The organism is Streptomyces sp. NPDC008163, assembly GCF_042956885.1.
GTDB classification, from domain to species: Bacteria; Actinomycetota; Actinomycetes; order Streptomycetales; family Streptomycetaceae; genus Streptomyces; species Streptomyces drozdowiczii_A.
In genome coordinates, this window is record NZ_JBIBHG010000010.1 from 50,666 (window position 1) to 61,940 (window position 11,275).

8 protein-coding genes and 1 pseudogene are annotated in these 11,275 nt (G+C 71.1%); 4 read left to right on the plus strand and 5 right to left on the minus strand.

What is annotated here, in order from left to right; translation table 11 throughout:
- Nucleotides 1–9: 9 nt before the first annotated feature.
- From mmsB to chvE, 3 genes are read right to left on the minus strand one after another with little or no spacing between them, the layout of a single operon-like run.
- Complete coding sequence (gene mmsB, locus ACFZAT_RS22300) at nucleotides 10–1,257, minus strand: multiple monosaccharide ABC transporter permease (RefSeq protein WP_391266187.1); 1,248 nt, start codon at nucleotides 1,255–1,257, stop codon at nucleotides 10–12.
- On the minus strand, nucleotides 1,254–2,801 hold the full coding sequence (gene mmsA, locus ACFZAT_RS22305) for a multiple monosaccharide ABC transporter ATP-binding protein (protein ID WP_391266610.1): 1,548 nt from the start codon (nucleotides 2,799–2,801) through the stop codon (nucleotides 1,254–1,256). Before mmsA ends, mmsB begins: the two co-directional genes overlap by 4 nt.
- 47 nt (nucleotides 2,802–2,848) lie before the next feature.
- A complete protein-coding gene (chvE, locus tag ACFZAT_RS22310) occupies nucleotides 2,849–3,958 on the minus strand; it encodes a multiple monosaccharide ABC transporter substrate-binding protein (protein ID WP_391266188.1) in 1,110 nt (369 codons plus the stop codon).
- A 307-nt stretch (nucleotides 3,959–4,265) separates the two neighbouring features.
- On the opposite strand from chvE, the gene araB reads away from it, so the two are divergent.
- From araB to araD, 3 genes are read left to right on the plus strand one after another with little or no spacing between them, the layout of a single operon-like run.
- Entirely contained in the window at nucleotides 4,266–5,972 is a 1,707-nt protein-coding gene (araB, locus tag ACFZAT_RS22315) for a ribulokinase (protein WP_391266189.1), read from the plus strand.
- Nucleotides 5,973–6,030: 58 nt separating this feature from the next.
- Nucleotides 6,031–7,539, plus strand: coding sequence for an L-arabinose isomerase (gene araA, locus ACFZAT_RS22320; protein WP_391266190.1), 1,509 nt, complete (start codon nucleotides 6,031–6,033; stop codon nucleotides 7,537–7,539).
- A gap of 35 nt (nucleotides 7,540–7,574) precedes the next feature.
- Entirely contained in the window at nucleotides 7,575–8,288 is a 714-nt protein-coding gene (gene araD / locus ACFZAT_RS22325; protein ID WP_391266192.1) for an L-ribulose-5-phosphate 4-epimerase AraD, read from the plus strand.
- Between the two features lie 4 nt (nucleotides 8,289–8,292).
- On the opposite strand, the gene ACFZAT_RS22330 is transcribed toward araD, so the two are convergent.
- Nucleotides 8,293–9,333 (minus strand): substrate-binding domain-containing protein, encoded by a 1,041-nt coding sequence (locus ACFZAT_RS22330; RefSeq protein WP_391266611.1) that lies wholly within the window; start codon nucleotides 9,331–9,333, stop codon nucleotides 8,293–8,295.
- Nucleotides 9,334–9,774: 441 nt separating this feature from the next.
- Between ACFZAT_RS22330 and ACFZAT_RS22335 the strand changes: the two are divergent.
- Nucleotides 9,775–10,002 (plus strand): annotated as a pseudogene (locus ACFZAT_RS22335) (hypothetical protein); the annotation flags it as partial.
- A 69-nt stretch (nucleotides 10,003–10,071) separates the two neighbouring features.
- Here ACFZAT_RS22335 and ACFZAT_RS22340 read toward each other — a convergent pair.
- Entirely contained in the window at nucleotides 10,072–11,244 is a 1,173-nt protein-coding gene (locus ACFZAT_RS22340; RefSeq protein WP_391266193.1) for a ricin-type beta-trefoil lectin domain protein, read from the minus strand.
- Nucleotides 11,245–11,275: the final 31 nt, after the last annotated feature.

Here is an 11,275-nt window from a genome sequence, read left to right on the forward strand (position 1 = left end):
CCCGGCGGGTCAGGCGCCCGCCCTCCGCTTGTTCCACACGTCGAAGCCGACCGCCGCGAGCAGCACCAGGCCCTTGATGACCTGCTGCCAGTCGGTGCCGACCCCCACCAGGTTCATCCCGTTGTTGAGCACACCGAGGACCAGGCCGCCGATGATGGCCCCCAGCACGGTGCCCACACCGCCGCTCATCGACGCACCACCGATGAACGCGGCGGCGATGGCCTCCAGTTCGAAGTTCACCCCCGCCTTCGGCGAGGCCGCGTTGAAGCGCGCCGCGAAGACGAGACCGGCCAGCGCCGCGAGCATCCCCATGTTGAGGAAGACCGCGAAGGTCACCTTGCGGTCCTTGACCCCGGACAGCTTCGCGGCGGGCAGGTTGCCGCCGATCGCGTACACATGGCGGCCGATGACCGCGTTCCGCATGACGTAACCGAAGCTGACCAGCAGTACGGCCAGGATCAGCAGCACCACCGGCGCACCCTTGTAGCTCGCCAGCAGCAGGGTGGTGACGAGCACGGCCGCGACCAGTGCCGTCACCTTCAGCGCGAACAGGCTCGCCGGCAGGGTCTCCAACGTGAACTCGCGCTGCCGCCTGCGGTCCCGCAGCTCCTGGAACACCACGTACGCGGCCAGTCCGAGGCCCAGCAGCAGGGTGATGTTGTGGTAGTTGGTCTCCGGCCCCACCTCGGGCAGGAAGCCGTTGGCGACCCGCTGCATGCCCTCCGGGAACGGACCGAGTGTCTGGCCCTTGAGGAAGATCTCCGTCAGCCCCCGGAACAGCAGCATGCCCGCGAGCGTCACGATGAACGAGGGGATGCCGACGTACGCGATGAAGAAGCCCTGAAGTGCTCCCGCGACGGCGCCCAGCAGCAGGGTGAGGACCACGGCGACCGGCCAGGCGACATGGTGCTCGACCATGAGCACCGCCCCGACGCCCCCGACCAGCGCCATCAGGGAGCCCACCGACAGGTCGATGTGCCCGGAGATGATGACGATCATCATGCCGATGGCCAGGATCAGGATGTAGCTGTTCTGGAGCACCAGGTTGGAGACGTTGCGCGGCAGCAGGAGGTCGCCCCCCGTCCAGATCTGGAACAGGAGCACGATCAGACCGAGCGCGAAGAGCATGCCGTACTGCCGCATGTTCCGCCGTACGCCGTCCAGGAGCACCCGGACGACCGGGACTCCCGTCGGCGGTGAACCGCCCTCGCCGGATGGCGGGTCGGTCTTCGTGTGGGTGCTGACGTCGGTGCTCATGACTGCTGTCCTTCGGGTGGTACGGGGGTGGTGTCCTGGGTCATGTGCCGCATCAGCACTTCCTGGGTGGCGTCCTCGCGGGCGACCTCGCCGGTCAGCCGGCCGGCGGCCATGGTGTACACGCGGTCGCACATGCCGAGCAGTTCGGGCAGCTCGGAGGAGATGAAGAGGATCGCCTTGCCCTCGGCGGCGAGCCGGTCGATCACGGTGTAGATCTCGAACTTGGCGCCCACGTCCACACCGCGCGTGGGCTCGTCCAGGACGAGGACGTCCGGACCGGTGAGGATCCACTTGCTGAGGACGACCTTCTGCTGGTTGCCGCCGGAGAGCCGGCCGACCGGTTCGAGGACGTTCGGCGTCTTGATGTTCATGCTCCGCCGGTACCGCTCGGCCACCTTGCGTTCCTCGTGCCCGTCCACCACACCGCGCCGGGCGAGGGTGCCCAGCGAGGCGAGGGAGATGTTGCGGCCCACCGAGTCCCCGAGGTCGAGACCGTAGTGCTTGCGGTCCTCGGTGACGTACGCGATGCCGTGGGCGACCGCCTCGGGCACCGTACGCGTACGCACCTCGCGGCCGTCCCTCAGCACGGAGCCCCGCTCGTAATGCCCGTACGAGCGCCCGAAGACGCTCATCGCGAGCTCGGTCCGGCCGGCGCCCATGAGCCCGGCGATGCCCACGATCTCGCCGCGCCTGACCTGGAGCGAGACCCCGTCGACCACCTTGCGGCTGCGGTCGAGCGGATGGCGCACCGTCCAGTCCCTGATCTCCAGGGCGGGCCGGGCATCGGCCTCACCGGTGTACGGGGTGCGGTCGGGGAAGCGGCTGTCGAGGTCCCGGCCCACCATGCCGCGGATGATGCGTTCCTCGGTGGTGGCCGGGTCGTTGACGTCCAGGGTCTCGATGGACCGCCCGTCGCGCAGGATGGTGACGGAGTCGGCGATCCGGGCGATCTCGTTCAGCTTGTGCGAGATGATGATCGAGGTGATGCCCTGGTCCTTCAGCTCCCGCATCAGCCGGAGCAGCTTCGCGCTGTCCTCGTCGTTGAGCGCGGCGGTCGGCTCGTCCAGGATCAGCAGCCGGACGTCCTTCGCCAGCGCCTTCGCGATCTCCACCAACTGCTGCTTGCCCACACCGATGTCGGCGACCCGTGTCTCCGGATGGTCGTCCAGGCCGACCCGCTTGAGCAGCGCGGACGCCCGGCGCAGCGACGCGCGCCAGTCGATGATCCCGCGCCGGGCCGGTTCGTTGCCCAGGAAGACGTTCTCGGCGATCGACAGGTGCGGGACGAGCGCGAGTTCCTGGTGGATGATGACGATCCCGCGCTGCTCGCTGGCCCGGATGTCCTTGAAGCGGCACGGCTCGCCGTCGAAGAGGATCTCGCCCTCGTACGAGCCGTGCGGATGGACGCCGGAGAGCACCTTCATGAGCGTCGACTTGCCGGCGCCGTTCTCCCCGCACAGGGCGTGCACCTCGCCGCGCCGCACGGACAGGGTCACCTCGGAGAGGGCCCTGACACCGGGGAACGTCTTGACGATGGAGCGCATGTCGAGGACCGGGCCGGGCGCGGTGGGGGATTCGGGCGCGGCGGCGGTCACCCGAGCTCCTTGGCGTCGATGTAGCCGGAGTCGACCAGGACCTTCCGGTAGTTCGACTTGTCGACGCTGACCGGGTCGAGCAGGAAGGCGGGCACGACCTTCTTGCCGTTGTTGTAGGTCGATTCGTCGTTGACCTCGGGCTTCTTGCCGTTGAGGACCGCGGTCACCATGTCCGCCGCGACCTGGGCCAGGGCACGGGTGTCCTTGTAGACGGTCTGGGTCTGCTGGCCCGCGATGATCGACTTCACCGAGGCGACCTCCGCGTCCTGACCGGTGACGACCGGGAGCGGCTTGGCCTTGCTGCCGTAGTCGTCGGACTTGAGGGCGGACAGGATGCCGATGGAGATGCCGTCGTACGGGGAGAGCACCGCGTCGACGTGTGCGCTGGAGTACGCGGAGGTCAGCAGGTCGTCCATGCGCTTCTGCGCGGTGCCGCCGTCCCAGCGCAGCGTGGTGACCTGGTTGAGCCGGGTCTGCTTGGAGCGCACGACCAGCTGCTTCTTGTCGAAGTAGGGCTTCAGCACCTTCATGGCGCCGTTGAAGAAGTACTTGGTGTTGTTGTCGTCGTTGGACCCGGCGAACAGCTCGATGTTGAACGGGCCCTTCTTCGCGCCGCTCTTCAGCCCCAGCTTGTCGACGATGTACGTGGCCTGGAGCTCGCCGACCTTCTCGTTGTCGAAGGACGCGTAGTAGTCGACGTGCGGGGAGCCCAGGATGAGCCGGTCGTACGAGATCACGGGGATGTCGGCGTCCGCGGCCTGCTGGAGGACGTTGGACAGGGCCTCGCCGTTGATGGCGGCCACGACCAGCGCGTCGACACCCTGCGTGATCATGTTCTCGATCTGGGCGACCTGCTGGTCGGGGTCGTCCTCGCCGTACTGGAGGGTGGTCGCGAATCCGGCCTTCTTCAGGCTCGCGGTCATGTTCTTGCCGTCGGCGATCCACCGCTCGGAGGACTTGGTGGGCATGGCGATGCCGATGGTGAGGTCCTTCTTGTCCTTCCCCTCCTGACTGCCTCCCTCGCTGTTCTGTCCGCAGGCGGTGAGGAGCAGGGCGCAGCCGGTGGTCACCGCCACGAGGGCGGACGCGGCTCGGAAGTTCTTCATGGGCATTACCTGACAATCCCGTCGTGGCGGCGGCCTTGGGTGGAGGCTCGATTGTTAGCGCTCGCATCCATGGGGTGCAAGGGTCCTCGTCGCCTTTTCTTGCGCCGCCGCCCGGTCGTAACCGGAGGAAACGGAGGTAACCGTGGCGCATCCCGCAGGTTTAACCCATTGATCGCGATCGCGGCACGGTGGGCGAGGCCGGGGGGCGGCAAAGCGCGCGCAACTCTTGCCCCTCATGATTGTTAGCGCTAACAATCATCGGGGGCTGCATGCCGCCCCGCTCACCCCTGACGAGAGAGACCGCATCGTGACGCCACACGCCTCTTCCGGCCCCGCCGAACGTCACCATCCCGACGCCTGCACGGTCGGCGTGGACTTCGGCACCCTCTCCGGGCGCGCCGTGGTGGTCAGGGTCCGCGACGGCGCCGAACTCGGCTCGGCGGTCCACGACTACCGCCACGCCGTCATCGAGGACCGCCTCCCGCCCACCGGCGTACCGCTGCCCCCCGACTGGGCGTTGCAGCACCCCGAGGACTGGCGCGACGTGCTCCGCACCGCGGTCCCGGCGGCGGTCGGGGCCGCCGGGGTCGACCCCGCCCGCGTCATCGGCATCGCCACCGACTTCACCGCCTGCACGGTCCTGCCGGCCACCGCCGACGGCATCCCGCTCGCCCTGCTGCCCGAATGGTCCGACCGCCCGCACGCCTGGCCGAAGCTGTGGAAGCACCACGCCGCGCAGGAGCAGGCCGACCGCATCAACGCCCTCGCGCACGAACGGGGCGAGAAGTGGATCGGCCGGTACGGCGGCCGGATCTCCTCCGAGTGGCAGTTCGCCAAGGCCCTCCAGGTGCTGGAGGAGGACCCCGGGGTCTACGCCGCCTGCGCCCGCTGGATCGAGGCGGCCGACTGGATCGTCTGGCAGCTCACCGGCGCCGAGTCACGCAACACCTGCACCGCCGGCTACAAGGGCATCCACCAGGACGGGGCCTACCCCTCGCCCGACTACCTCGGTCAACTGCACCCGGACTTCGCGGACTTCCCCGCCACCCGCCTCGACCACCCGCTCGCGCCCCTGGGCTCCCGCGTCGGCGGACTGAGTGGCCGCGCCGCCGCCTGGACCGGGCTGCCCGAGGGCATCGCCGTCGCCGCGGGCAACGTCGACGCGCATGTGGCGGCCCCCGCCGCCGGAGCCGTCGAGAACGGGCGGCTGCTCGCCATCATGGGCACCTCCACCTGCCACGTCCTCAACGGCGCCACCCTCGCCGACGTCCCCGGCATCTGCGGGGTCGTCGAGGGCGGCATCGTGGACGGCGCCTACGGCTACGAGGCCGGACAGAGCGCGGTCGGCGACATCTTCGCCTGGTGGCTCCGGCAGGGCGTACCCGACGACTACCGCACCGAGGCCAGGGACGCCGGCGAGGACCTGCACCAGCTGCTGACCCGCAAGGCCGCCGGGCAGCCGGTCGGGGCGCACGGACTGGTCGCCCTGGACTGGATGAACGGCAACCGCTCCACCCTGGTCGACCACCACCTCTCCGGGGTCGTCGCGGGGCTCACCCTCGACACCCGCCCCGAGGACGTCTACCTCGCCCTCCTCGAATCCACCGCCTACGGCACCCGGGTGATCGTGGAGGCGTTCGAGGCCGGCGGGATTCCCGTCGAGGAGTTCATCGTCACCGGCGGCCTGAAGAAGAACGCCCTCCTCCTGCAGATCTACGCCGACGTCCTGCGCCGCCCCGTCTCCCTCGGGACCTCCGAGCAGGGACCCGCACTCGGCTCCGCCATCCACGCCGCCGTCGCCGCGGGCGCCCACCCGGACGTCCGGACCGCCGCCGCCGCGATGGGCAGCGTCCAGCGGCACGCGTACACGCCGGACCCCGGCCGGGCGGACGCCTACGACGCGCTGTTCCGCGAATACCGCGCCCTGCACGACCACTTCGGCACCGGCGCCGACCTCCTCCTGCACCGCCTGCGCCGCATCCGCAACACCGCGCGCACCGCCACCGCCGGCTGACCGGCAGGCCCCCGGGCCCGGACCTTTCCTTCCCGCGCAACAAGGAGCACACCCCGACATGACGCCCGCCCAGCCCGACCGCGAGATCTGGTTCCTCACCGGGAGCCAGTCCCTCTACGGCGACGAGACCCTGGCCCAGGTCGCCGACCAGTCACGGGTCATCCGCGACACCCTCGCGGACCAGCCGCAGATGACGGTGCGCGTGGTCTGGAAGCCCGTCCTCACCGACGCGGCCGCCATCCGCAGGGTCTGTCTCGACGCGAACGCCGACGACCGGTGCATCGGCCTCATCGCCTGGATGCACACCTTCTCCCCGGCCAAGATGTGGATCGCCGGCCTCGACGCGCTCAGCAAGCCGCTGCTCCACCTGCACACCCAGGCCAACCGGCAACTGCCCTGGTCCACCATCGACATGGACTTCATGAACCTGAACCAGGCCGCCCACGGCGACCGCGAGTTCGGCTTCGTGCAGACCCGCCTCGGCGTCCCCCGCAAGACCGTCGCCGGCCATGTCACCACCCCCGAGGTGGTCGACCGCATCGCCGGCTGGGCGCGCGCCGCCGCGGGCCGCGCCGAACTGGCCGGGCTCAAGCTCGCCCGGTTCGGCGACAACATGCGCGATGTCGCCGTCACCGAGGGCGACAAGGTGGAGGCCCAGCTTCGGTTCGGCGTCTCCGTGAACACCTACGGCGTCAACGACCTGGTCACCGCCGTCGACGCCACCGACGAGGACACCGTCACCGCCCTCGTCGAGGAGTACCAGGACGTCTACACCCTCGCCCCCGAACTGCGGCCGGGCGGCGAACGCCACGCATCCCTGCGCTACGCCGCCCGCATCGAGGCCGGACTGCGCGCCTTCCTCACCGAGGGCGGCTTCGGTGCCTTCACCACCAACTTCGAGGACCTCGGCGGTCTGCGCCAGCTCCCCGGGCTCGCCGTCCAGCGCCTGATGGCCGACGGCTACGGCTTCGGCGGGGAGGGCGACTGGAAGACCTCCGTCCTGCTGCGCACCCTCAAGACCATGGCGCACGGGCTGCCCGGCGGCACGTCGTTCATGGAGGACTACACCTATGACCTGACGCCCAATCAGGAGCTGATCCTGGGGGCCCACATGCTGGAGGTCTGCCCCTCGCTCACCACGGCGACCCCCAGCTGCGAGATCCACCCGCTGTCCATCGGCGGCCGGGAGGACCCGGTCCGGCTGGTCTTCGACGCGGCCCCCGGGCCCGCCGTGGTCGTCGGGCTCGCGGACATGGGCGACCGCTTCCGGCTCGTCGCCAACCACATCGACGTCGTCACCCCGCCTGAGCCGCTGCCGAAACTGCCGGTGGCCCGCGCCGTGTGGCGGCCCAGCCCCGACCTGCGTACCTCCACCGAGGCGTGGCTGACGGCCGGAGCACCGCACCACACCGTCCTCACCACCGCACTCGGCGGCGAGGAGCTGGAAGACCTCGCCGAGATGCTGCGCACCGAACTCGCCGTCATCGACCGGGACACCACCATCCGGCGCTTCACCCGCGAACTGCGCTGGAGCCAGGCGTACCACCGGCTGGCCCAGAGCCTGTGACCGCCGCCGACACCTCCACCAGGACGGAGCCCTCCGTGGCCGGGACCGTATCGAACGAGCTGCGCCGAGACGTGCTCGAAGCCAACCTCCGCATCCCCCGGGCCGGGCTCGCCACCCTCACCTGGGGCAATGTGAGCGGCGTCGACCGGGAGGCCGGCGTCTTCGTCATCAAGCCGTCCGGGGTCTCCTACGAGGCGCTGGGCGCCGACGACCTCGTCGTCGTCTCGCTGGCCGACGGCAGCGTCGTGGAGGGCCGGCTGCGCCCGTCCACCGACACCGAGACACACCGCAGCCTCTACCAGGCCTTTCCCTCGATCGGCGGAGTGACCCACACCCACTCCACCCACGCCGTCGCCTTCGCCCAGGCCAGGCGCCCGATCCCGGTGCTCGGCACCACCCACGCCGACACCTTCAACGGGCCCGTCCCGGTCACCGCCGCGCTGACGCCCGAGCAGTGCGCCAAGGACTACGAGTACAACACCGGGCAGGTCATCGTGGACCTCCTGGAGGGCGACGACACCCGGGCCCGGGAGGTACCCGGCGCCCTGGTCGCCCACCACGGACCGTTCACCTGGGGCGCCGACGCCACCAAGTCCCTGGAGCACGCCATCATCTGCGAGGCGGTCGCGGAGATGGCCCTGCACACCATCGCCCTCGGCACCGTGGAACCCCCGCAGCACCTGCTGGACCGCCACTTCACCCGCAAACACGGCCCGGACGCCTACTACGGCAACCCCGGAGCCGCGTGAGCCTTCAGCGGCCGGCGGGCGGCCGTACGCTCTCCCGGAGGACGAGCTCCGGGGTGATGACGGGCTGCGCACCCTTCGTCTCGGCACCGTTGATCAGCCCGAGCAGGAGATCGAGCGTCGTGGTGGCGACCGCGCCGAAGTCCTGGCGCACGGTGGTCAGCGGCGGCGAGTAGAACGCCGACTCGGGCACGTCGTCGAACCCGACGATGCTCACCTGCTCCGGGACCGAACGCCCCCGCTCGGTCATGGCGCGCAGGGCGCCGAGCGCCTGGTGGTCGTTGGCCGCGAAGACCGCGGTGACCTCGGGCATCCGGGCCAGCATCTGCCCCGCCCGGTACCCGGAAGCGGCGGACCAGTCGCCCGTGCTGACCGGCGGCACCTCCGCCCCGGCCTCCTGGAGCGCCCGGCGCCAGCCGCTGATGCGGCCCGCCGCGTCGAACCAGTCCGGCGGGCCCGAGATGTGCCACACCGTCTCGTGGCCCGCCTCCAGCAGGTGCTTCGTGGCCTCGTACGCGCCCTGCTCCTGGTCGACGGCGACCATCGGCGCGCCCCGCTCCGGGTCGCCGTCGATGGTGACCAGAGGGACCTCGGCGGGCACCCCGGCCAGCGCGGCGTCGGCGGACGCGGTGGGCGCGATGACCACGATCCCGGCCACCCGCTCGTCGCGGTGGCGCTCGACGGCGGCGGTGATCGAGGACTGGCCCAGCTCGGGGACCCGGTGCACGCTCACCGCGAAGCCCTGGCGGGCGGCGGCGATCTCGAAGGCGGCCAGCAGCGAGGAGGGCCCGTACAGCGTGGAGTTCTGGGCGATCACGCCGATCAGCTGCGAGCGCCCCGTCACCAGGGCGCGCGCCGCGCGGTTGGGCCGGTAGCCCAGCTCCTTCACCGCCGCGAGCACCCGCAGCCGGGTCTGCTCGCGCACATTGGGGTGGCTGTTGAGTACCCGGGACACCGTCTGGTGGGACACGCCCGCGAGCCGCGCGACATCGGTCATCGCCGGTTCCCGCACCACTGGACTCGTCGCCGTGGCGTCCTCCACACCCATCTCCTCCTGACGGTGACCGCCCGCGCCCCGGCTGTCCGCGGGCGCCACGGGTGATCCGCAATGAACGCTCAATCTACGCCCGGCCAAGGTACGGCCCTCGCGCTGCGGGCTCCCGCCGCCCCCGCCCGGTCTTCGGCGGCACCGGCTCGGGCGGACGGGCGGAAGGCGGTGAACGCCGCGCGGAACGCCTCGTACGTGGCCTGAGGTGTCTCTCGTCAGCGGATGTCCGCCGCCGCTCCGAGGGCGGGGAGGCCGTGAACAGCACCTGGACGGCGGCGGTGACCCGGGCGGCGACCACCTCGGGGTGGAGGCGTCCAGTTTGCCGTCCAGGTGCAGGAACGCCAGCCCGTGGACCAGGGCCCACACCGTGGTCGACAGGGCGTCCGGGTCCACGCCGGGGAATGCGGCGCGCACGGTGCCGCGCACGTAGTCCGAGATGGCGGCCGCCGGCTCCGGTACACGGTGCTGCCCGAGGCGGTCTTTCGGATCGGCGGCCGGTTCGTCGGGCAACTCGGCGAGACGCGTGAGCTGTTGCCGCGCTACCGGGGCGACAACATCTTCGACACGAAGTTCGCGACCCGCTTCCCCGGTTTCCCGGTCACCACCTACCGCGAGGGAATCACCGGGATCCTGGGAGGCCGCGAGCAGCCGGCCCTCAGGACGCGCTGAGGAAGACTCCGTCAACGGTCCGGAGCCAGTCCTTCCCGCCGGTGTGGCGGAAAGCGGCCGTCGGCGGACTCAGCGCCTGCTCCACTTCTGGTTGTCCCGGCCGTTGCAGTCCCAGAGCTGGAGGCGGGCGCCGGCGCCGGTCTGCGCGTCCTTCACGTCCACGCACTTGTTGGCCTGCGGGTTGACCAGGTCGTGGTCGGCGCTCAGCACGAACTGCTGGGCCGGATTCCCGCTGCACCACGCGATCTGGATGACCGCGCCGTTGTCGTGCGAACCCCACGCCACGTCCATGCAGAGGCCCATCGAGCGGATCGTGCCGTCCGGGCGGAAGTCCCACTTCTGCCAGTTCTTGCCGGTGCAATTGGCGATCTGGAGCGGGGAGCCGTCGGCTCCCTTGTGGGCCACCATCTCGATGCAGCGGTTGGACGCGTGGCCGAAGAGCGTGGTGCCCGGTGCCGCCGTCACCGTCGCGGTGACCGTGGGCTTCGGGGGCGTCTTCTTCTTCGGCGCCTTCGACGGCTTCGTGGTCTTCGGGGCCTCCACCGTGCTCCTGGCCACCGGCGCACCCGCCACCGCGCCCGCCGCCTTCGGCTTGCCCTTCCCGTCGTCCTTCCGGCCCTTGGTCCCGCTCGGTGACGGTGACGGGGACGACGGCTCCGGGACCGCCGAGGCATAGGCGCCGGACCCCGCGCCGCTGCCCGGGTCGTTCAGCAGCGTGCCCGCGTCGGCCACCGTGTCCGCGGGGCCGCCGTTCCCGGGGCCCGATCTGTCCAGCGCTCCCGACACCAGGAACGGAATCCCGACCAGCAGCGCCCCCGCGATCGCCGCACCGGCCAGCAGGCCCCGGGACGGCCGGCCGAAGGGGCGCGGGGCCGTGGACGACTCGGCGTCGGCCGCGGAGGCTCCGGGGTCGGCTGCCGCCGCCTCGGCCGTGGCGGTCGGTCCGGTGTCCGGCGCCGCCGCCTGCGTTGCCGTCGCGTCGGGCGCTTCCGGCGCGGCCGGGTCGGGCGTGCTCTCCGGGGCGGCCTGCTCGGACTTCTCGGCCTGCGCGGACTGCTCGGGGTGTGCGGGCTGCTCGGGCTTCAGGGGCTGCGCGGGTTCCGGCAGTGCCGCGGTCTTCGGCGCATCCGGAACCGGAACCTCCGTGACGGAGGTCTCCGGAGCCTCCGGCTTCGCTGCGCCGTGCGTCGTCGCCGACTCGGCTGCCGCGGCCTGGTGCTGCGGGTCGTTCTCGCCGGACATGGTCTTCCTTTCGAAGCAGGGCTGTGGAACC

Coding starts and splice junctions, on each gene's coding strand:
- ACFZAT_RS22330 (WP_391266611.1), bottom strand. CDS start 9,333: ATGGGTGTGGAGGACGCCACGGCGACGAGTCCAGTGGTGCGGGAACCG.
- mmsB (WP_391266187.1), bottom strand. CDS start 1,257: ATGAGCACCGACGTCAGCACCCACACGAAGACCGACCCGCCATCCGGC.
- araA (WP_391266190.1), top strand. CDS start 6,031: ATGACGCCCGCCCAGCCCGACCGCGAGATCTGGTTCCTCACCGGGAGC.
- chvE (WP_391266188.1), bottom strand. CDS start 3,958: ATGAAGAACTTCCGAGCCGCGTCCGCCCTCGTGGCGGTGACCACCGGC.
- ACFZAT_RS22340 (WP_391266193.1), bottom strand. CDS start 11,244: ATGTCCGGCGAGAACGACCCGCAGCACCAGGCCGCGGCAGCCGAGTCG.
- mmsA (WP_391266610.1), bottom strand. CDS start 2,801: ATGCGCTCCATCGTCAAGACGTTCCCCGGTGTCAGGGCCCTCTCCGAG.